At 72.0% G+C, this 19411-nt stretch carries 21 protein-coding genes; 7 read left to right on the plus strand and 14 right to left on the minus strand.

The features are described 5' to 3' along the window. Nucleotides 1-15 precede the first annotated feature (15 nt). Genes mnhG through FXF60_RS02655 form a run of 6 tightly spaced genes read right to left on the minus strand, consistent with a single transcriptional unit; the run spans nt 16 to nt 6136 of the window. A complete protein-coding gene (gene mnhG / locus FXF60_RS02630) occupies nt 16-354 on the minus strand; it encodes a monovalent cation/H(+) antiporter subunit G (protein WP_151523715.1) in 339 nt (112 codons plus the stop codon). Beyond that, the gene (locus FXF60_RS02635) at nt 351-674 is read right to left on the minus strand and encodes a monovalent cation/H+ antiporter complex subunit F (protein WP_151523716.1); all 324 of its coding nucleotides are present in this window, start codon (nt 672-674) and stop codon (nt 351-353) included. Before FXF60_RS02635 ends, mnhG begins: the two co-directional genes overlap by 4 nt. Next, nucleotides 671-1276, minus strand: coding sequence for a Na+/H+ antiporter subunit E (locus FXF60_RS02640; RefSeq protein WP_151523717.1), 606 nt, complete (start codon nt 1274-1276; stop codon nt 671-673). The genes FXF60_RS02635 and FXF60_RS02640 overlap by 4 nt, the downstream gene beginning before the upstream one ends. Continuing rightward, the gene (locus FXF60_RS02645; protein WP_302849009.1) at nt 1273-2826 is read right to left on the minus strand and encodes a Na+/H+ antiporter subunit D; all 1554 of its coding nucleotides are present in this window, start codon (nt 2824-2826) and stop codon (nt 1273-1275) included. Before FXF60_RS02645 ends, FXF60_RS02640 begins: the two co-directional genes overlap by 4 nt. Next, nucleotides 2823-3224 (minus strand): Na(+)/H(+) antiporter subunit C, encoded by a 402-nt coding sequence (locus FXF60_RS02650; protein WP_238335666.1) that lies wholly within the window; start codon nt 3222-3224, stop codon nt 2823-2825. The genes FXF60_RS02645 and FXF60_RS02650 overlap by 4 nt, the downstream gene beginning before the upstream one ends. Continuing rightward, entirely contained in the window at nt 3221-6136 is a 2916-nt protein-coding gene (locus tag FXF60_RS02655) for a Na+/H+ antiporter subunit A (protein WP_151523718.1), read from the minus strand. The genes FXF60_RS02650 and FXF60_RS02655 overlap by 4 nt, the downstream gene beginning before the upstream one ends. Before the next feature lie 277 nt (nt 6137-6413). Here FXF60_RS02655 and FXF60_RS02660 point away from each other — a divergent pair, with 277 nt between their 5' ends. From FXF60_RS02660 to FXF60_RS02675, 4 genes are read left to right on the plus strand one after another with little or no spacing between them, the layout of a single operon-like run. Beyond that, nucleotides 6414-7058, plus strand: coding sequence for an ABC transporter permease (locus FXF60_RS02660; protein WP_151523719.1), 645 nt, complete (start codon nt 6414-6416; stop codon nt 7056-7058). After that, nucleotides 7055-8314, plus strand: coding sequence for an ABC transporter ATP-binding protein (locus FXF60_RS02665; RefSeq protein WP_151523720.1), 1260 nt, complete (start codon nt 7055-7057; stop codon nt 8312-8314). The genes FXF60_RS02660 and FXF60_RS02665 overlap by 4 nt, the downstream gene beginning before the upstream one ends. Before the next feature lie 6 nt (nt 8315-8320). Next, nucleotides 8321-9094, plus strand: a complete 774-nt coding sequence (locus FXF60_RS02670; RefSeq protein ID WP_151523721.1) for an ABC transporter permease — start codon at nt 8321-8323, stop codon at nt 9092-9094. Beyond that, nucleotides 9094-10116, plus strand: coding sequence for a glycine betaine ABC transporter substrate-binding protein (locus FXF60_RS02675; protein ID WP_151523722.1), 1023 nt, complete (start codon nt 9094-9096; stop codon nt 10114-10116). Before FXF60_RS02670 ends, FXF60_RS02675 begins: the two co-directional genes overlap by 1 nt. Nucleotides 10117-10294: 178 nt before the next feature. Here the strand turns inward: FXF60_RS02675 and rplI are convergent, their stop codons facing one another. The 4 genes from rplI to rpsF all read right to left on the minus strand — a co-directional run bounded on the left by rplI (nt 10295) and on the right by rpsF (nt 12043). After that, nucleotides 10295-10744, minus strand: a complete 450-nt coding sequence (rplI, locus tag FXF60_RS02680) for a 50S ribosomal protein L9 (protein WP_192796564.1) — start codon at nt 10742-10744, stop codon at nt 10295-10297. Between the two features lie 24 nt (nt 10745-10768). Beyond that, nucleotides 10769-11005 (minus strand): 30S ribosomal protein S18, encoded by a 237-nt coding sequence (gene rpsR / locus FXF60_RS02685; RefSeq protein ID WP_151523724.1) that lies wholly within the window; start codon nt 11003-11005, stop codon nt 10769-10771. Between the two features lie 86 nt (nt 11006-11091). Continuing rightward, nucleotides 11092-11694 carry a single-stranded DNA-binding protein gene (locus tag FXF60_RS02690; RefSeq protein WP_151523725.1) on the minus strand — a complete coding sequence of 201 codons (603 nt, stop codon included), beginning with the start codon at nt 11692-11694 and terminating at the stop codon, nt 11092-11094. 61 nt (nt 11695-11755) lie between these two features. Then, nucleotides 11756-12043, minus strand: coding sequence for a 30S ribosomal protein S6 (gene rpsF, locus FXF60_RS02695; RefSeq protein ID WP_151523726.1), 288 nt, complete (start codon nt 12041-12043; stop codon nt 11756-11758). 270 nt (nt 12044-12313) lie between these two features. On the opposite strand from rpsF, the gene FXF60_RS02700 reads away from it, so the two are divergent. Then, the gene (locus FXF60_RS02700) at nt 12314-13480 is read left to right on the plus strand and encodes a nucleotide sugar dehydrogenase (protein ID WP_151523727.1); all 1167 of its coding nucleotides are present in this window, start codon (nt 12314-12316) and stop codon (nt 13478-13480) included. Here FXF60_RS02700 and FXF60_RS02705 read toward each other — a convergent pair. The 4 genes from FXF60_RS02705 to FXF60_RS02720 are packed head-to-tail and all read right to left on the minus strand — an operon-like array spanning nt 13465 to nt 17574. After that, nucleotides 13465-14583, minus strand: coding sequence for a glycosyltransferase family 4 protein (locus FXF60_RS02705; RefSeq protein WP_202879531.1), 1119 nt, complete (start codon nt 14581-14583; stop codon nt 13465-13467). The two genes, FXF60_RS02700 and FXF60_RS02705, sit on opposite strands and share 16 nt — an antisense overlap. A gap of 21 nt (nt 14584-14604) precedes the next feature. Further along, nucleotides 14605-15435, minus strand: coding sequence for an ABC transporter ATP-binding protein (locus tag FXF60_RS02710; protein ID WP_151523729.1), 831 nt, complete (start codon nt 15433-15435; stop codon nt 14605-14607). Further along, a complete protein-coding gene (locus FXF60_RS02715) occupies nt 15422-16318 on the minus strand; it encodes an ABC transporter permease (RefSeq protein ID WP_151523730.1) in 897 nt (298 codons plus the stop codon). Before FXF60_RS02715 ends, FXF60_RS02710 begins: the two co-directional genes overlap by 14 nt. Then, nucleotides 16315-17574: a nucleotide sugar dehydrogenase gene (locus FXF60_RS02720; protein WP_151523731.1), complete on the minus strand. Its 1260-nt coding sequence runs from the start codon at nt 17572-17574 to the stop codon at nt 16315-16317. Before FXF60_RS02720 ends, FXF60_RS02715 begins: the two co-directional genes overlap by 4 nt. An 87-nt stretch (nt 17575-17661) precedes the next feature. On the opposite strand from FXF60_RS02720, the gene FXF60_RS02725 reads away from it, so the two are divergent. Together FXF60_RS02725 and FXF60_RS02730 are read left to right on the plus strand one after the other, a co-directional pair. After that, complete coding sequence (locus FXF60_RS02725) at nt 17662-18777, plus strand: glycosyltransferase family 28 protein (RefSeq protein ID WP_151523732.1); 1116 nt, start codon at nt 17662-17664, stop codon at nt 18775-18777. Further along, nucleotides 18774-19409 carry a hypothetical protein gene (locus FXF60_RS02730; protein WP_151523733.1) on the plus strand — a complete coding sequence of 212 codons (636 nt, stop codon included), beginning with the start codon at nt 18774-18776 and terminating at the stop codon, nt 19407-19409. Before FXF60_RS02725 ends, FXF60_RS02730 begins: the two co-directional genes overlap by 4 nt. The last annotated feature ends 2 nt before the right edge of the window (nt 19410-19411 follow it).

Genomic DNA, 19411 nt, shown 5'->3' on the forward strand with positions numbered 1-19411 from the left:
CGTGTCGGTGCCCGGTCAGGCGGGGTCGTCCCGGCGGCCGGGGTGGATGTCGGTGGGGGCGACCTGGCCGGTGCGGAAGCCGGCCCGGCCGACCATGTGCGACCCGGCCGGGATGGTCAGCAGCTGGAAGACGCCGATGAGCAGCAGCATCCCCACGTCGAGGCCGGAGCGGCTGCGCAGGCCGACCCCGACGAGCACCAGCAGCAGGCCCAGGACCTGCGGCTTGGTGCCCGCGTGCATCCGGGTGAGCAGGTCGGGGAAGCGGAGCAGCCCGATCGCCGCGGCCAGGCAGAGCAGCGCCCCGAGGAGCAGGAAGACCAGCCCGAGGACGTCGAGGGCGTCGGTGAGGGTCACGACTCCTCCTCCAGCCGGTCGGGCACCGGGTCGGGGGCCGGGGCGTCGCGGTCGCGCGCCACGAAGCGGGCCACCGCGACCGACCCGAGGAAGCCCACCAGCGACAGCGAGATGAGCAGCGGCAGCGTGGTCCAGGCGTCGGTCAGCGCGGCGTAGGCCCCGAGCGCGCACACGACGATCGAGACGAGCACGTCGGTCGCGATCACCCGGTCCAGCACGCTCGGGCCGATGGTGATGCGCACCAGGGTCAGGGCGGCGGAGGCCGCGAGCAGTCCACCGACCAGCCAGGTCAGCACCACCTCCAGCAGGTCCAGGGTCATCCGGTCACCTCCGCGCCCGGGGTATGCCGTCGGCGCCGTGGGTCGAGCAGCGCCTCCGGGTCGGGGTGCAGCGCCCGCAGCACCCGCGCCTCCTGCGCGCGCACCTTGTGCCGCACCCGCTCGGCCTGCGCGCGGGTGCGCACCCCGAGGGCGTGCAGGGTGAGCAGGCGGGTGCCCGGCTCGAGGTCGATCACCACCGAGCCGGGGACGAGCGAGACCATCTCGGCGGTGAGGGTTTGCAGGAAGGCGTCGTCGCTGGCCAGCTCCAGGTCCATCACCACACCACGACTCACCGGTCCCGGTCGCACCGCCAGCCAGGCCACCTCGACCGAGGCCCGAACTAGGTCGGCCAGGAAGCGGACGACCAGGATCGTGAACGCCAGCGGCCGCAGCCGCAGCCGCAGGTCCACCCGAGGCAGCGGGAAGAGCACGAGCACGACGAGGGCCACCAGCACCCCGCCGACGACGTTGAGCACGTCGAGGCTGCCCCAGAGCAGCACCCAGACCGCCGTCAGCCAGAGCACCGCCGCGGGCGACACCCCGGGCAGTCGGCGCCGGGCCCTGCTCAGCCGGTCGCGCGCACCCACGCCTCCCGCGCTCACGGCGCTCCCCCGCTCCCGAGCACCGCGAGCAGGTAGGGCTCGCGCAGCGTCAGGTCGACCGCCGCCCGGGTCGCCACGTCGAAGAGCGGCCCGGCCAGCACGGTCAGCGCCAGGCCGACCACGACCAGGGCGGCGGTGGGCACCAGCACCCCGGCCTCCAGCGCCTGGTGGTGCCCGCCCCGCAGCGGCCCGCCGCCGGTGATCCCCGCGACGTTCTCGGACCAGAACGCGCGCCCCCACACCTTGGCGACGGCATACAGGGTGAGCAGGGAGGTCAGCACCGACCCGGCCACGAGCAGCAGCGCCAGCCACGACCCCTCCGCGACCCCGGCCTGCACCAGCCCCACCTTGCCGAGGAAGCCGCTGAACGGCGGGATGCCGGCGAGGTTCATCGCGGGCACGAAGAAGAGCACGCCCACGACCGGGGAGATCCGGGCCAGGTCACCGAGCTTCGTGGTGTCCGAGGACCCGCCGACGCGCTCGACCAGCCCCAGGACGAGGAAGAGGGTCGTCTGCACGGTGATGTGGTGGATGACGTAGAAGATGGCCGAGGCCAGGCCGTGGGTGCTCCCGACGGCGATGCCGAAGATGAGGAAGCCGATGTGGCTGACCAGGGTGAAGCTCAGCATCCGCTTGATGTCGTCCTGCGCGATGGCCCCCAGGATCCCCACGATCATCGTCAGCAGGGCGGCCACCAGCAGCAGGTCGTCGAACCGCGCCTGCGGGAAGAGCAGGGTCTGGGTCCGGATCATCGCGTAGACACCGACCTTGGTGAGCAGGCCGGCGAAGACGGCGGTGACCGGCGCGGGCGCGGTCGGGTAGGACTCCGGCAGCCAGCCCGACATGGGGAAGACCGCCGCCTTGACCGCGAAGCCGATGAGCAGCATCAGGTTGAGCAGCGCCACCGTGCCCAGCGGGATCTCCCCCAGCCGCTCGCTCAGCAGCGCCAGGTTGATCGTGCCGGTGGCGGCATACACCAGCCCGATCGCGGCGAGGAAGATCACCGAGCTCAGCAACGAGACCAGGACGTAGGTCGTGCCGGCCCGGACCCGCTCCACCGTGCCGCCCAGCGTGAGCAGCACGAAGCTGGCGGACAGCAGCATCTCGAAACCGACGTAGAGGTGGAACAGGTCGCCCGAGATGAAGGTGGTGGTGACCCCGGCCGCGAGCACCAGCAGGGCGGGGTGGAAGACCGGCAGCGGTGAGTGCCCGTCGCTCTCCTCGTCGAAGCTGCTGGCGCCCTGACCGACGGAGTAGGACAGCACCGCGAGCATGACCACGCTGGACACGATGATCATGAGGGCGGCCAGCCGGTCCACCACGAGCACGATGCCCTCGGTGGCCGTCCAGCCCCCGACGAAGACCACCTGCGGGCCCTGGGTGTCCGCCGCCCACAGCAGCACCGCCGCCAGGCCCGTCATCCCGACGAGGACTGTGAGGCTCACGGCGCGCTGCACGACGGTGCGGCCGGCGGCCGCGAGCGTCAGGCCGGCACCGATGAGCGGCAGCACCACCATGAGCGGCACCAGCGGGGCGTAGTCCGGACTCACGGCGACTCCTCCCCCTCCGCCACGTCCCCGCCGTCCTCGATCTCGGCCCGGGCGTGGATCCGGGCCGACTCGGTGTCGTCGGTGACGAGGTCGTCCCGCGCCAGCTGCCAGCTCCGGTGCGCCAGCGCGAGCACGAAGGCCGTCATCGCCAGGGTGATGACGATGGCGGTCAGGACCAGGGCCTGCGGCACCGGGTCGGCCATCGGCCCCCCGTCCCCGGCGCCCACGATCGGCGGCGACCCGGCCGGCCCGGAGCCGATGACGAAGAGCAGGTTGACGCCGTTGCCCATGAGCAGGAAGCCCATGAGCGCGCGGATCAGGGAGCGGGACAGGAAGAGGTATGCCCCGGTGCCGACGAGCACGCTGGCCACCACGACGAGGGTCAGGTTGGCGGTCATCGGGTCCCCCTGCCGGCCGTCTCGCGCTCGGTCGCGATCTGGGCGTCCAGCCCGGACCCGAGGCTGCGCAGCACGTCGAGCATCAGCCCGATCACCACGAGGTAGACACCGAGGTCGAAGAGCAACGAGGTGACCAGGTGCACCTCCCCGACCAGCGGGATCGTGAGGTAGGCGTCCCAGGTCCGCAGGGCCGGCGACCCGAGCAGCATCGGGATGACGGCCGAGCCCGCGGCGATGAACAGGCCGGTGCCGAGCACGGCCGCGGGCATCACCGGGAGCGCGGCACCGAGCTCGTAGCCGCGACCCGCCAGGAAGCGCAGGCACAGCGCCAGGCCGGCCACGATCCCGGCCGCGAAGCCTCCGCCCGGCTGGTTGTGGCCGGCGAGCAGCAGGTAGACCGACCAGAGCAGGATGGTGTGGAAGACCATCCGGGTGACGATCTCCAGGATGACCGAGCGCCGCTCCGGGTCGAGCCGGTCCGCCACCGCGATCCACCGGCTGGTCGGGAGCGACCCGGTGTCCGTCGGGACCGGCCGGGCGCGCCACCCCGCCCGGGCCCCGCGGGCCGAGCGGAGCCCCTTGCGCACCCCCTCGAGCGCCTCCTCGCGCAGCCAGACCAGGCTCGCCACGCCGGTCGCGCAGGCCAGCACCACGGAGAGCTCGCCCATGGTGTCCCACGCGCGGATGTCGACGAGGATGACGTTGACGATGTTCTTCCCCGCGCCGTAGTCGACCGACCGTTCGGGCAGACCTGCCCCGGCCGGCTCATGGATGCGGGACGAGGTGGCGACGACGGCGAGCAGCCCGACCACCAGCCCGACCCCGGCCCCCAGCGCCGCCCGCAGCCGCCGGGTGAGCACGCTCGGGTCGTCCGGGAAGCGTCCCGACAGCCGCCGCAGCACCAGGACCAGCACGACGAGCGAGACGGTCTCGACCAGGATCTGGGTCAGCGCCAGGTCGGGTGCACCGTGCAGCAGGAAGAGCATGGCGCAGCCGTAGCCGGTGACGCCCACGAGGAAGACGGCCCGGAGCCGGCGGCGCGCCCGGGTCGCGAGGACGGCGGCGGCGATGACGAGCAGCGCCACGGCCACCTGGGCCGCGCTGTCCGCGAGCCGGAGCCGCGAGGGCCAGGTCGTCCCGCCCAGCGCGAGCTGCAGCCCGGGCAGGACGAGCAGCACCACGAAGATGGTCCCCAGCAGGACCGGCAGCGACCCGCGGGACAGGAAGCCGGTGCTCTCCAGCGCGGCCCGGTCCACGCCCCGCATCAGCCGGTCGTAGGCGCGGCCCGCATCCACCCGCACCAACGGTGCCGTCGCGCGCTCCGGGTCCCTCGTCCGCCACCACCAGAGCGCGCCGAGGACCCACACGCAGACGGAGACGAGCAGCGGCAGCGACAGCCCGTGCCACAGGCCGAGGTGGACCTCGGGGCCGGGCAGCAGGGACACCGTGGAGGTATGCCGCGCCAGCACCTCCTCGAGCGCGGTGGAGGTCACGCCGAGGGCGAGGCCGCCCAGCGCCAGGGCGAGCGGGATGCCGACGAGGAGGGGTCCGGGTGCGTGCCAGGAGTGCGCGCCCGAGCCCGCCCCTGGTGCGCTCCCGCCACCCGGAGACCCGGGGCCGAAGGCCCCCACCACGTAGCGCAGCGAGTAGGCGACGGTGAGCACGGACCCGGCGACGAAGGACGCGGCCGCGACCCCCTGCAGGGACAGCCAGCCCGGGGCGGGCTCCAGCAGGGCGGCGAGCGCCGCCTCCTTGCCGACGAAGCCGATGAGCACCGGCAGCCCGGCCATCGACATGGCCGCCAGCACCCCGGCCAGGGCGAGCCACGGGGCGGCGCGCCCGACGCCGTGCAGCCGCCGGATGTCACGGGTCCCGGTGGCGTGGTCGATCGCCCCCGTCGCCAGGAAGAGCGAGGACTTGAACAACGCGTGACCGACGAGCAGCGTGAGCCCGGCCAGCGCGGCGGCCTCGCTGCCGTAGCCCACCAGCAGCACGAGCATGCCCAGCTGGCTGACGGTGCCGTAGGCCAGCAGCAGCTTGAGGTCGGTCTGCCGGGTCGCGCGGAAGCCGCCCAACAGCATCGTCGCCGACCCCAGGACGAGCACCATGACCTGCCAGACCGGCAGGTCGGCATACCCCGGCGCGAAGCGCGCGACCAGGTAGACGCCCGCCTTGACCATCGCCGCGGCGTGCAGGTAGGCGCTGACCGGTGTGGGCGCAGCCATCGCGCCCGGCAGCCAGAAGTGGAACGGCACCAGGGCCGACTTGGTCACCGCACCCACGAGCAGCAGACCGACGCCCCACGCCACGGCGGCACCCGAGGCCCCTGGTCCGGCGACCAGCTCGCTGATCCGGTAGGTCCCCGCGCCCTCGCCCAGCAGCACCAGGCCGACCAGCATCGTCAGACCGCCGGCGGCGGTGACGAGCAGGGCCTGGCGGGCCGCCCGGGTGCTGACCGCACTCGTCGTCAGGTAGCCGACGAGCAGGTAGGACAGGATCGTCGTGATCTCCCAGAAGACGTAGAGCAGCAGCAGGTCGTCGGTGGTGACCAGCCCGAGCATCGCCCCGGCGAAGCCGACGAGGGCCCCGCCGAGCAGCCGGGGGCTCCCCGCGGTGGAGCGCGGGTCGATGTAGGCCGCGCAGTAGAGCAGGACCAGGGCACCGATGCCGGAGACGATCAGGCTCATCACCACGGCGAGGGTGTCGAGCCGGAAGGACAGCTCGAGACCGAGCTCGCCGACCCAGCCGGTGCGCTCCACCCGGACCGGTCCGAGGAGGGCCGTGGCCACCCATGCGGCGGTCCCGGCCGGGACCAGCGCCAGCACAGCGAACCCCCGCCTCCCCAGCGTCCGCACGAGCGGGCCGGCGAGGACCGCGGCGAGGAGGTGCATTCCGATGAAGGTCAGGACCATGCTGACCTCCCAGAATGTGTATGACGCGTCCCCCAAGTCTATCGGACCCGTCGCCCGCCCCTGGCGCGCGCCCGCGCGCGCGAATCGTCCCGCGGATCCGCGGGAGAACAACCCTCTGCGTCCTCAAGGATCGCAGTCGTCACCGCATCGTGACCCGACCGTGACCGACGGGTCACTTCCGCTTGCAATCCCGCCGGAGACCCGCATAGATGGGGGACCGGTCGGCCCGACCGCGGCCGGGCCGACGTCTCCGAGATCCCGCCAGGCAGGGTGCGCTGTGTGGCAGTTCGTCACCGATCGCTGGCTGGACATCGCCTACCGGTCCTACCAGCACGTGAGCCTGGTCGTGCAGTCCGTCGCCCTGGCGACGGTGATCGCCATCGCCCTCGCCCTGCTCGTGACGAGCTACCGGCGGCTCGAGCCGGTGGCCAACTTCGTCAGCAGCGTCGGGCTCACCATCCCCTCGCTCGCCCTGCTCGGCATCATGCTCCCCGTCGTCGGGATCGGCACCATCCCCGCCGTCGTGGTGGTGACCTTCTACGCCAGCCTGCCGATCCTGCGCAACGCCGTGGTCGGTCTCCAGGGAGTGGACCGCAATCTCGTGGAGTCCGCGCGCGGCATGGGGATGAACGGCTGGACGACGTTCCGCCGGGTCCGCCTGCCCCTGGCCTGGCCGGTCATCCTGGCCGGGCTCCGGGTCTCCACCCAGATGTCCATGGGTGTCGCGGCGATCGCGGCGTATGCCCTCGGTCCCGGGCTCGGCAGCTACATCTTCACCGGCCTCACCCAGATCGGCGGCGTCAACGCCGTCAACTACGCCCTCGTCGCCACCATCGCCATCATCATCCTCGCCCTCCTGCTCGACGCACTGCTGCTCGTGCTCGGGCGGGTCACCACCTCGGAGGGGATCCGCGTCTCATGACCCAGTCCACCAGCTCCCCGTCCACCGAGCGCGGCGACGCCGTCAGCGGCGTCGAGATCGTCTTCGACGACATCGTCAAGACGTATGCCGGCACCTCCCAGCCGGCCGTCGACCACCTCTCCCTCACCATCCCCGCCGGCGAGATCGTCATGTTCGTCGGTCCTTCGGGCTGCGGCAAGACCACGTCGCTGAAGATGATCAACCGGCTGCACGAGCCGACGTCCGGCACCATCACGATCGACGGCGAGGACATCCGGGCCAAGAACGCCGACGAGCTGCGCCGGCACGTGGGCTACGTCATCCAGGGCGGCTCGCTCTTCCCGCACATGACCGTGAAGCAGAACATCGGGCTGGTGCCCGGCCTGCTCGGCTGGGACAAGCAGCGCACGGCCGAGCGCGTCGACGAGCTGCTCGACCTGGTCGGCCTCAAGCCGGACCGCTACCGCGACCGGTTCCCCCGCGAGCTCTCCGGCGGCCAGCAGCAGCGGGTCGGCGTCGCGCGCGGCCTGGCGGCCGACCCGCCGGTGATCCTCATGGACGAGCCCTTCGGTGCGGTCGACCCGATCACCCGTCAGCGGCTGCAGGACGAGCTGTTGTCCATCCAGGAGGAGCTGCGCAAGACCATCGTCTGCGTGACCCACGACATCGACGAGGCGGTCAAGCTCGGCGACCGGATCCTCATCCTCACCGAGGGCGCGAAGATCGCGCAGTACGACACCCCGGAGAACGTCCTCGCCGCCCCGGCCAACACCTTCGTCGAGGACTTCGTCGGAGCCGGCTCGGCGCTGAAGTCGCTGAGCCTGTCCCGCGTCGCCGAGGTCGACCTCTACGACCAGACCAGCGTCAAGGTCGGCGAGTCGGTGGCGGACGCCAAGCAGCGCGCGACCAGCGCCGGGCATACCTCGGTCGTCGTCCTGGACGAGCAGGAGCGTCCCGTCGACTGGCTGTGGCTCCGCGCCCTCCAGGGCGAGACCGTGCGCGAGCCCGCGGACGAGCGCGACCTCATCACGATCAGCCAGCAGGCCACCCTCAACGACGCCCTCGACTCCATGCTCGTCTCCACCCATGACGGCGTGCCGGTCACCGGCGCCCAGGACCGCTACGTCGGGGTCGCGACGTTCTCCGCGGTGACCTCCCTCATCACGAGCAAGAACCAGCAGGCCCAGGAGACCAGCGGCGACGCCATCGCCCAGGCGCCCGACGACGCCGACCTGGAGCACGCGACCGCGGCCCCCGCCGACACCGAGGGCAGCTGAGCCACCATGTCCACCGAGACCACCACCGCACGGTCCGAGCGCAGGTCCCGCCTGTCCCGGGAGGACCTCGGGCTGCTCCTGGGGCTGCCGATCCTGTGCGCCGTCGTGCTCGGGGCCTGGGCCATCTGGCGGGCCACCGCCGACCTCGACGACATCGAGAGCCGCGCCCTGGCCTGGGGCAACATCCTCACCCTCGCCGGCGAGCACCTGCTGCTGACGGTCGTCGGCGCCCTCGTCGTGGTCGCCACCGCCGTGCCGATCGGCATCGCGCTCACCCGGCCCGGCATGAAGCGTTTCGCGACGCCCGTCGTCGGCGTCGCCAACGCCGGGCAGGCCGCCCCGGTGATCGGCGTCATCGTGCTCTTCGCGATGTGGCTCTCGTTCGGCTTCTGGACGGCGATCCTGGCCCTGTCGCTCTACTCCTTCCTCCCCGTGCTGCGCAACACCATCGTCCGGCTGCAGTCGGTGGACCCCACCCTGGTCGAGGCGGCGCGGGGCACGGGGATGTCCAACGCGACCGTGCTGCGCCGGGTGGAGCTGCCGCTGGCGATGCCGGTCATCATGACCGGCGTCCGCACCGCCCTGGTGCTGCTGGTCGGCACCGCCGCCTTCGGCACCTTCATCAGCGCCGGCGGCCTCGGGGCGCTCATCGTCGTCGGGATCACGTTGTTCCGCAGCCCGATCCTCATCAGCGGCGGGTTGCTCATGGCGGTGCTGGCGCTGCTCGTGGACTGGGCCGGGCGCGTCCTGGAGTTCCTCGCGACACCGAAGGGGATGTGATGGCTCACCGCACAGGAGGTAGGCGGCTGGCCGCGGCGAGCGGCGCGGCTCTGCTCTCGCTCGGGCTGGCCGGCTGCGGGCTCGGCACCGGGGGCGGTTTCGTGCCCAGCGGCGAGCTCGCCGGGCCGCTGGCCGAGGTGCCGACGATGGAGGACGCGGAGGTCGCCGTCGGCAGCAAGAACTTCTCCGAGCAGCTGCTCGTGGGCAAGATGGCCGTCATCCTCTTCAAGTCGGCCGGGGCCCAGGTGCAGGACTACACCAACATCCCCGGCTCCTCGAGCACCCGGCAGGCGCTGCTCGGCGACGAGCTGGACATGGTGTGGGAGTACACCGGGACCGCCTGGATCGCCTACCTGGGCGAGACCGACCCGATCCCGGACGAGCAGGAGCAGTGGCAGGCGGTGAAGGAGGCGGACGCCGAGTTCGACCTGGTCTGGCTGCCGCCCGCGCCGATGAACAACACCTACGGCTTCGCGATGACGCAGGAGAGCGCCGACGAGCTCGGCATCACCAAGCTCTCCGAGATCCAGGACATCCCGGAGGAGGAACGCACCTTCTGCGTGGAGTCGGAGTTCAACAACCGCAACGACGGCTTCGGGCCGATGCTGGAGACCTACGACATCCCCCGTGGGGACGGGGTCCCGGACGACAACGTGCGGCTCTACGACACCGGCGCCATCTACGCCGCCACCGCGCAGGGCGACTGCACCTTCGGCGAGGTCTTCACGACCGACGGCCGGATCCAGGCGCTGGAGCTGGTGGTGCTGGAGGACGACCGCAAGTTCTTCCCGGCATACAACCTCTCGCCGGTGGTGCAGGAGGAGCTGCTCGCGGAGTATCCCCAGGTCGAGGGGCTCTTCGGGCCGGTCAGCGAGGCGCTGACGGACGAGGTGCTGCTCGAGCTCAACGCGCAGATCGACGTGGACGGCCGCGAGCCCGGCCAGGTCGCCTTCGACTGGCTCGTCGAGGAGGGCTTCCTCACCGAGGCGCAGGAGGCGCAGGCCCTCGCCCCCAGCGACTGACCTACGAATTCGACTACTCGAATCGTCGCCATGGCGATGATTCGAGTAGTCGAATTCGGGAGGGGCGCCGGGAAGGGCATGGAAGACGGTCTCCGAGACCGCGGTATGCCGACGGCCCCGGCTCCTCGTGGAGAAACCGGGGCCGTCCGATATGCGTGCGCGAGGCGCGGAGCGCCGCTCAGGAGGCGGCGACCACGCTCACGGTCACGTCGGCGTCCACGTCGTCGTGCAGGTGCACGTGCACGGCGTGGTCACCGATGTTGCGGATCGGGGTGCGGACCTCGATCCGGCGCTTGTCCACCGCGGGGCCGCCGCCGGCCGCGATCGCCTCGGCGATCTCGGAGGGGGTGACGGCGCCGAAGAGGCGGCCGCTGTCCCCGGCGCGGGCGGTCACGGTCACCGGAGAACCCTCGAGCCGGGCCTTGGCGGCCGCGGCGTCCTCGGCGCTCCTGACGGCGCGCTTCTCCCGGCCGGCCTTGATCGCGTCGACCTGCTTCTGCCCGCCCTTGGTCCAGGCGGTGGCCACCTTGCGGGGCAGCAGGAAGTTGCGCGCGTAGCCGTCCTTGACGTCGAGGACGTCACCGGCGTCACCGAGGCCCGTGACGGGCTGGGTCAGAATGATCTTCATGATGCGCTCCTGGTGCGACCGGGCTCAGCGGGCGGAGCTGCTGTAGGGCAGCAGCGCCATCTCGCGGGCGTTCTTCACGGCGTTGGCGATCAGGCGCTGCTCCTGGACGGAGACGCCGGTCACCCGACGGGCGCGGATCTTGCCCCGGTCGGAGATGAACTTGCGCAGCAGCGCGGTGTCCTTGTAGTCGATCGCCTCGATCTTGGCGGACTTGAGCGGGTTCGCCTTCTTCTTCGGCTTACGCATGACGGGCTTGGCCATCGTGGTGCTCTCCCCTTTCGTGAGAGCCCGAGCGCATCGCTCGGGATGGTGGGTGTGATCTGTGTGTGCTGGTGGTGGGTCGTCGGTCAGAACGGCGGCTCGTCGTAGGACGGCGCGCCGCCCCAGCCGGAGCCCCCACCGGAGTTGCCGGCGTTGCCGCCGGTGCTGCTGTTGCCGCCGGTGGCCCACGGGTCGGTGCCGGAGGACTGCTGGCCCGGGCCGCCGGCCTGCTGGCCGCCGCCCTGGCCGCCTTGGCCACCCTGCGGGCCGCCCTGGCCGCCGGAGCCGCCTCCCTGCCAACCGCCGCCGGAGCCACCCTGGCCGCGCTGGGCCTTGGTGACCTGGGCCGTGGCATACCGCATGGACGGGCCGACCTCGTCGACCTGCATCTCCATGACCGTGCGGTTCTCGCCCTCCGGCGTCTGCCAGGAGCGGGACACCAGCCGGCCGGTGGCGATGACGCGGTCACCGCGGTGCAGCGACTCCGAGACGTGCTCGGCAGCCTCGCGCCACACGGAGCAGCGCATGAACAGCGTCTCCCCGTCCTTCCAGTCGTTGCTCTGCCGGTCGAACTGCCGCGGGGTGGAGGCCACGGTGAAGTTCGCGACCGCCGCACCACTGGGGGTGAAGCGCAGCTCGGGGTCGGCGGTCAGGTTGCCGACGACGGTGATCGGAGTCTCTCCGGCCATCTCAGGTGCTCCTAGCGTTGACGTCTGGCGGGTGGGGCGCTCGGGTATGCCGGGTCGCGACTCAGGCGTCGCGGCGCAGCAGCTTGGTCCGCAGGACGGACTCGTTCAGGCCCAGCTGGCGGTCCAGCTCCTGGGCGGTCGCGGGCTCGGCGGTCATCTGCACCACGGCGTAGATGCCCTCGGCCTGCTTCTTGATCTCGTAGGCGAGCCGGCGGCGGCCCATGATGTCGATCTCGTCGACGGAGCCACCATCCTTGCCGACGACGGCGAGCATCTTCTCCAGCGTGGGCTGGAGGGTGCGCTCCTCGGTCTCGGGCTCGAGGATGATCATGAGTTCGTACTGACGCATGCTGAAGACCCACCTCCTTCGGTCTGTAGCGGTCACGGTCTCTCCGTGACAGGAGGGTTTCACACGTCTCACCGCCCCCTGCCAGGATGCCACCGTCGTGATGGTCCGTGCAGGCGTCGTCCACAGCCGTCGGGGATGACCCGGGGTCGCGGAACGCGATGAACCCGACCACGATACCGGCCGCGCCGGGGCACCACCTAATCAGCCGGGTCCTCATCCGCCTCTCACCTGCCTCACGACATACTGTCCGGACCGAGGAGAGGGAGAAGCATGAAGATCGCCGTCGCCGGCACCGGCTACGTGGGGATGTCCCTGGCCGTCATCCTGGCCCAGCACCACGAGGTGTCCGCCCTGGACATCGACCCCGCCAAGGTCGACCAGATCAACGCCCGCCGCAGCCCGATCCAGGACCCGGAGACCAGCGACTACCTCGCCTCGCGCGAGCTGGACCTGCGCGCCACGACCGACCCGGAGGAGGCCTACGCCGACGCCGAGTGGGTGGTCGTCGCGACGCCGACCGACTACGACACCGAGACCAACTTCTTCGACACCCGCAGCGTCGAGGCCGTCATCTCCGACGTGCGCCGGATCAACCCGCGGGCCGCGATCGCCATCAAGTCCACCATCCCGGTGGGATACACCGAGGGGTTGCGCGCGGAGCACCCGGACGCGGACATCCTCTTCAGCCCCGAGTTCCTGCGCGAGGGCCGCGCGCTGCACGACAACCTGCACCCCTCCCGCATCATCGTGGGCGACCCGACCGACCGCGGTCGGCGCTTCGCCGACCTGCTGCTCGAGGGTGCGCTGGACGACGAGGTGCCGGTCCTGCTGACGGGATCCACCGAGGCGGAGGCGATCAAGCTGTTCGCCAACACCTACCTGGCGATGCGGGTCGCCTTCTTCAACGAGCTGGACACCTACGCCCAGACGCGGGAGCTGGACAGCCGGCAGATCATCGAGGGTGTCGGCCTGGACCCCAGGATCGGCGCCCACTACAACAACCCGAGCTTCGGCTACGGCGGCTACTGCCTGCCCAAGGACACCCGGCAGCTGCTGGCCAACTACGGCACCGTGCCGCAGACCCTCATCACCGCGGTCGTCGACGCCAACACCACCCGGATGGACTTCATCGCGGCCGACATCCTGGACCGGCACCCGGGCCGGGTCGGGATCTACCGCCTCATCATGAAGGCCGGGTCGGACAACTTCCGGGCCTCCAGCGTCCAGGGCGTCATGTCCCGGCTGCAGGCCCGCGGCGTCGAGATCGTCATCTACGAGCCCTCCTACGAGGGCGACACCTTCCAGGGGTGCCGCGTGCTGCGCGACCTGCCCTCGTTCACCGACGCGGCCGACGTCATCATCGCCAACCGGCTGGACGAGCACAGCGACGAGTTCGGCGACAAGCTCTACACCCGGGACCTCTACGGTCGCGACTGAACGCCGCCGTCGTCCGCGAGCTGCTCCAGGACGGTCACGAAGTCCGGCCCGAGCCGGGTCCAGTCGAACTCCTCCCGCGCCACGGCGTGGCCACGGCTCCCCAGCGTCGCCGCCTCGCCCGGGTCCGCCGACCAGCGCAGGATCGTGGCGAGCGTCTCCTCCACGTCCCCGAAGGGCACCACCACGCCGGCACCGGAGCGCTCGACCAGCCGGGCGGGCACCGGCAGGGGGGTGGTGATCGCCGGGACCCCGTGGGCGAGGTACTCGATCACCTTGGTGGGCATGCTCGGCCGGAAGTTCGCCTCGTCGTGCAGCAGGGACAGCCCGGCGAGCGCGCCGTCGAGCAGCTGCAAGGCCTGGTGACCCGGGACGAAGCCGTGCCACCGCAGGTCGCCGCGACGCACCGCTGCCTCGAGGACGGCCACGGCAGCGCCGTGGGCCGGGCCGATGACCTCGAGCCGCACCCGGCCCCCGGTCTGCGCCCGCAGCCGTCCACCGAGGGCGACCATCTCGTGCACGCCACGCTCGACCGTGACCGACCCGAGATACATCACCCGCTGGACGCCCTCGGCGTCCCGCGCACCCGCCGGGACCGGCGCGTCCGGCACCACGGTGGTGTTGCGGATCACCGGGTGGGCCCTGGCGAAGCGGTCGGCGTAGTGGTCGTCGGCCAGCAGCAGGTGCATCCTTCGCTCCGCGTGCCGCTCCAGGCCGACCGCGGCGCGGGCCAGCACCGAGCGGCTGGAGTCCGGGACCCAGGTGCGGATGGCGATCGTCGCCGGGGTGTCCTCGTGCACGTCCCACACCACGGGCGGCAGGCTCAGGCCGAGGGTCCAGGGCACCAGCTCCGGGTCGTGCAGCAGCACCAGGTCGTGCTGCGGGCCGAGCTCGCGCAGCACCGACCGGGCACGGTATGCCGCGCCTAGGCGCCGCCGGCCCGAGGAGCGGCGCAGGTCCACGGTCCGGGTCAGCCGCTCGTCCCGCGCGGGCAGGCCGTAGTCCGTGAACGGCGCGGCGTAGGTGACCTCCCAGCCGGCCTCCAGCAGGGCGCCGATCTGCCGCAGGTAGATCCGCGCGTCGTGCGGGTGGTGCACGATCGTCATGACCAGGATGCGACGCGGCATTCAGGACGCCTCGTCGGCGGCCTCGTCCGCCGCCTTCGCAGCCCGCTGGGCGCGAGCCTTCCGCCCGAACTTGGCGGAGTAGGCGTCGACGACCTCGTCCACCGGGCCGTCCATGATGAGCTCGCCCTTCTCCATCCACATGGCCCGGCGCGCGATCTCCTTCATCGTGGCCGCGTTGTGCGCGACGAGGAAGACGGTGCCGGCCTGCTCGCGGATCTCGGCGATCCGCTCGGTGGCTCGGGCCTTGAACTCCGCGTCCCCGGTCGCCAGGGCCTCGTCGACGACGAGGATGTCGGGCACCGACGCGGTGGAGATCGCGAACCGCAGCCGGGCCGCCATGCCGGAGGAGTAGGAGTTCATCGGCAGGTCGATGAAGTCGCCGATGCCGGAGAACTCGACGATGTCGTCGAACTTGGCCCGTGCCTGCGCCGCGCTCATCCCCAGCGCCTGGCAGCCGATCATGACGTTGCGGGCGCCGGTGAGCTTGCTCATCAGCACCGCGTTGACCCCCAGCAGCCGCGGCTCCCCCGCGATCCACAGCGACCCCGTCGTGGGCGGCATCAGCCCGGCGACGGTCCGGAGCAGGGTCGACTTGCCGGAGCCGTTGCGGCCGACCAGGCAGATCGCCTCGCCGTGCCGGGCGACGAAGGACAGGTCCTTGACCGCCTCCACCTCGCGCACCCCGACCGCCCGGGTGCTGCGCCCGAAGGCTCGCTGCCACCACGCGTGCTCGTCCTGCTCGCGGTAGCCCGACCCGGCACCGAAGACGCGGTAGGTCAGCCCGAGGTGGGAGGCCACCACCGTCGGTGTCCCCCGCTCACGCGCGGCCATAGTCGGCCTCCCCACGCCAGAACACGACGGTCCCCACGACGAGGAAGAGGACCGCCCAGCCACCGCTGACCGCCCAGGTCTCCCACCTCAGCGGCATCGAGCCCAGCAGGGTCTCGCGCACCATGGTCAGCGAGATCGCCACCGGCTGGTAGGCCAGGATGACCGACCAGATGCCGCTGGCGTAGGACTCGATGCTGAAGAAGACGCCGCTGACGTAGCGCAGCATGCGCACCAGCAGCGGCATGAGGTTGCCGGTGTCGCGCACCGCGTGCAGCACCCGCGCCAGGATCATCACCACGCCCAGGAACATCATCCCGATGATGAGGACGGCGACCGGGAAGAGCAGCCACTCCAGGCTCGGTGTCTCCCCGGTGAGCAGCGCGATGACGACGATGATCGCGAACGCCGGCAGCGCCTGGAGCAGCTCGGCCGCGGTGACCGCGGACGGCAGGATGATCCGGGGGAAGCGCAGCGACCGCACCAGACCCATCCGGCCGATGATCGACCGAGAGCCCGAGGTGAGCGCCCCGGCGATGAAGATGAAGGTGAACAGGCCCGAGGTGAGGAACAGGACGTAGTTGTCCGTCCCCCGCGTGGTCTCGAGCAGCACGCCGAAGATGAGGTAGTAGGCCCCCCCGAGCAGCATCGGGTTGAGGATCGCCCACAGCATGCCCAGGTAGTTGTTCTGGTGGCGGGAGACGAAGTCGCCCTCGGCGAGGGTGAGGACGAACCTGCGCCGCCGCCACAGGTCGGCCAGGTATGCCCCGAACCCGGGCCGCTCCCCGACGCGCGACATCCCGTGCTCCCGGGCGAGTGCGGCAGCCTCCTCCACGCCCAGGGCATCGGGGCGCGGAGCCGGGGTCGGTCCACCCGGCGAGGTCACAGGCGGGAGACCCTCTCACCCTCGGTGGAGACCCCGCGCGTGTCGAAGAACAGCCGGGCTGCCCCGGCCAGCGCGTCCACGTCGTACTCCCGGTGGTTCTGCACCAGGATGGTCAGGTCCGCCTCGGCCACCGCGCTGGCGGCGTCGTCCACCTTGACGGCGTCCGGCACCGACTGCCAGCGCTCCACGTGCGGGTCGTGGAACTGCACCACGGCACCCTTGGCGGCCAGCTGCCGGGCCAGCGGCGCCGCCGGGGACTCACGCTGGTCCGCGATGTTCGGCTTGTAGGTCACGCCCAGCAGCAGCACGGTCGAGCCGCGCAGCGCCTTGGCGTCCTCGTTGAGCAGGTCCTGCGCGCGGGAGAGCACGTAGGCCGGCATCTGGGAGTTGATCTCCTGGGCCAGCTCGACGAAGCGGAAGGGGTAGCCCAGCCGGGCCCGGACGTTGTGCGAGAGGTAGTTCGGGTCGATCGGGATGCAGTGCCCGCCCACTCCCGGCCCGGGGTAGAACGCCTGGAACCCGAACGGCTTGGACCTCGCCGCGTTGATGACGTCCCACAGGTCGATGTCCAGCTCGTGGCAGAACCGCGCCATCTCGTTCACCAGCGCGATGTTGATGTGCCGGTAGGTGTTCTCCAGCAGCTTGGCGGTCTCCGCCTCCCGGGTGCCCTTGGCGCGCACGACGGTGTCGACGAAGGCGCCGTAGAACTCGGCCGCGGCGTCGCTGCACGCCGGGGTGTGCCCACCGACCACCTTGGGCGTGTTCTTCGCGCCGAACTTCTCGTTGCCGGGGTCGATGCGCTCCGGCGAGAAGGCCAGGTGGAAGTCCCGACCGGCGACCAGGCCACCGGCCTCGAGCGCCGGGCGGACGACCTCGTCGGTCGTGCCCGGATAGGTCGTGGACTCCAGGACCACCAGCATCCCGGCCGTGAGGTGACGGGCGATCCCGGCGACGGCGGCCTCCACGGCACGCAGGTCCGGGCCGCCCTCCTTGGACAGCGGCGTGGGGACGCAGATGACGGCGGTGCTCGCCTCGGCGATCCGGGACTCGTCAGTCGTGGCCTCGAAGCCGCCGGCCAGCATCTCGGCGATGTCGTCGTCGGAGAGGTCGTCGACGTGCGAGACCCCGGCATTGAGCGAGGCCACGACCTCCTCGTCGATGTCGAACCCCAGAACCTTCCTGCCCGCCCTGGTGGCCTCCTGGGCCAGCGGCAGCCCTACGTAGCCGAGTCCGACGATGACAGCATCGACAGCCACAGTGGCGTCTCCTCCTGAATGGCGCAGTTTTCGGCGGGCGTCCGACAGACGGTGTCGATGGTAGCGCGCTGTGCCATCATCCCTGTCATGCCCGTCACCACCGCAGCGCAGGCACCGCCTGCCGCGGCGTCGGTGCTGCTGGTGTCCAGCAACGGGGCGGGGATGGGGCACCTGACCCGGCTGCTGGCCTATGCCCGTCGGCTCCCCGCCACGACGCGGCGCCACGTGCTCTCGCTGTCCCAGGCCGTGCCCGTCGTGGCCTCCGAGGGTCTGCCCTGGGAGTACCTCCCCAGCCATGGGGCGACCGGCCTGCGCCCGGCGAGCTGGCGCGCGTTGTTCGCCGAGCGGCTGGCCCGGACGCTGGACCGGCTGGACCCCGACGTCCTGGTGTTCGACGGCACGCACCCCTACACCGGGCTGGACGCGGCGCTGGCGGCCCACCCCCGCACCCGGGCCGTCTGGTCCCGGCGCGGGATGTGGAAGACCGGGCGCAACGTGGACCAGCTGGCCAAGTCCTCGTGGTTCGACCTGGTCCTGGAGCCGGGCGACCTGGCCGGCGCCGTCGACCCGGGGGCGAGCGCCGACGCCACCGGTGCCGCCGCGGCGCACCGGGTCGCGCCGGTCACGCTGGTCGACCGCGCGGAGCTCACCAGCCGGCAGCTGGCCCGGGAGGCGCTGGGTCTGCCGGCCGAGGGTCCGTTGGCCCTGGTGGCGCTGGGTGCGGGGAACATCAACGACACCGACGACGAGGTCGGTGCCGCAGCGGCCGCGCTGCGCGCCCAGGGTGTCGGCGTCTGCGTGACGGCCCCGTCCATCGCGGCGCGCGCCTACTCCGGGGCGGACGTCCACCTCGTCCGGCACTTCCCGCTGTCCGAGCACTTCGCCGCCTTCGACCTGGCGGTGGCGGCCCCCGGCTACAACTCCTTCCACGAGGCGCTGCGGCTGGGTGTGCCGACAGCCTTCGTCCCCAACCGCGCCACGTCGCTGGACGACCAGGTGGCGCGGGCGCGGTATGCCGCGTCGCGCGGCTGGGCGCTGTCCGTCGACACGCTGACCGGAGGCGCGGCAGGCGGGGTCGTCGAGCAGCTGCTCACCGAGGGGTCCTCGCTCGCGGAGGCGGCCCTCGCCGCCGACCCGGGGAACGGTGCGCAGGAGGCTGCCGACCTGATCCTGGGGACGGCCCGATCGGCGGCCGCCCGGTGAGCGGGCCCTCGCCCCGGACGCGGGCGGTGCAGCAGCGGCTGGCCCGCACGGCCAAGCGGATGCCGGGCTACCAGCTGCTCGTCACCGAGGCGCTGCCCCGGGTCCGGCGCAACCCCGTCCTGTCGGACCTGGCCTGGCGGGTCTTCGCCCCGCGGCACGGGGCCGGGCAGGTCGACGTCCCGCTGCACGGCGGACGTCACCTCGTCGGCCGGGACCTCTCCCTGCTGCCGGTGGTCGGGGTCGTCGCCCTCGGCGCGGACGAGGACGGCGTGGACCGGCTGCTGGATCAGCTCGCCGACCTGCAGCGGACGCACCGGTCGTTCCGGCCCGTGCTCGTCCTCGACCTGGCCGCCTTCGCCGCCGTCCGGTCGCACGGGTACGTCGTCGAGCACGTGCTCGCACGGGCGGACTGGCCGCCGGAGGACCCCACCGGCTGGGAGCGCTACCTCGCGGAGCGGCTGGCCGGCCTGACCGACCACTACCAGCTGTGGACGATGCTGGACGCCGGGCCGGAGGGTCTGGGCCCGCGCGACCGCGCACTCCTGGCGGCGCTCGCCGACCGTCTGCCCGAGGATCTCGACGTCCGCGTGGCTCCCGCCGCGCCGGACGACCCGGGCGCGGGGCACCGGTGACG

It is taken from the genome of Serinicoccus kebangsaanensis (assembly GCF_008919445.1).
GTDB lineage: Bacteria > Actinomycetota > Actinomycetes > Actinomycetales > Dermatophilaceae > Ornithinicoccus > Ornithinicoccus kebangsaanensis.

What these genes read in the sequence shown, in the direction of transcription:
- FXF60_RS02700 (WP_151523727.1), top strand. Translation starts at nt 12,314, where the DNA reads ATGAAGATCGCCGTCGCCGGCACCGGCTACGTGGGGATGTCCCTGGCC.
- rplI (WP_192796564.1), bottom strand. Translation starts at nt 10,744, where the DNA reads ATGAAGATCATTCTGACCCAGCCCGTCACGGGCCTCGGTGACGCCGGT.
- FXF60_RS02650 (WP_238335666.1), bottom strand. Translation starts at nt 3,224, where the DNA reads ATGACCGCCAACCTGACCCTCGTCGTGGTGGCCAGCGTGCTCGTCGGC.
- rpsR (WP_151523724.1), bottom strand. Translation starts at nt 11,005, where the DNA reads ATGGCCAAGCCCGTCATGCGTAAGCCGAAGAAGAAGGCGAACCCGCTC.
- FXF60_RS02655 (WP_151523718.1), bottom strand. Translation starts at nt 6,136, where the DNA reads ATGGTCCTGACCTTCATCGGAATGCACCTCCTCGCCGCGGTCCTCGCC.
- FXF60_RS02665 (WP_151523720.1), top strand. Translation starts at nt 7,055, where the DNA reads ATGACCCAGTCCACCAGCTCCCCGTCCACCGAGCGCGGCGACGCCGTC.
- FXF60_RS02710 (WP_151523729.1), bottom strand. Translation starts at nt 15,435, where the DNA reads ATGGCCGCGCGTGAGCGGGGGACACCGACGGTGGTGGCCTCCCACCTC.
- FXF60_RS02705 (WP_202879531.1), bottom strand. Translation starts at nt 14,583, where the DNA reads ATGACGATCGTGCACCACCCGCACGACGCGCGGATCTACCTGCGGCAG.
- FXF60_RS02670 (WP_151523721.1), top strand. Translation starts at nt 8,321, where the DNA reads ATGTCCACCGAGACCACCACCGCACGGTCCGAGCGCAGGTCCCGCCTG.
- rpsF (WP_151523726.1), bottom strand. Translation starts at nt 12,043, where the DNA reads ATGCGTCAGTACGAACTCATGATCATCCTCGAGCCCGAGACCGAGGAG.
- FXF60_RS02690 (WP_151523725.1), bottom strand. Translation starts at nt 11,694, where the DNA reads ATGGCCGGAGAGACTCCGATCACCGTCGTCGGCAACCTGACCGCCGAC.
- FXF60_RS02635 (WP_151523716.1), bottom strand. Translation starts at nt 674, where the DNA reads ATGACCCTGGACCTGCTGGAGGTGGTGCTGACCTGGCTGGTCGGTGGA.
- FXF60_RS02725 (WP_151523732.1), top strand. Translation starts at nt 17,662, where the DNA reads ATGCCCGTCACCACCGCAGCGCAGGCACCGCCTGCCGCGGCGTCGGTG.
- FXF60_RS02675 (WP_151523722.1), top strand. Translation starts at nt 9,094, where the DNA reads ATGGCTCACCGCACAGGAGGTAGGCGGCTGGCCGCGGCGAGCGGCGCG.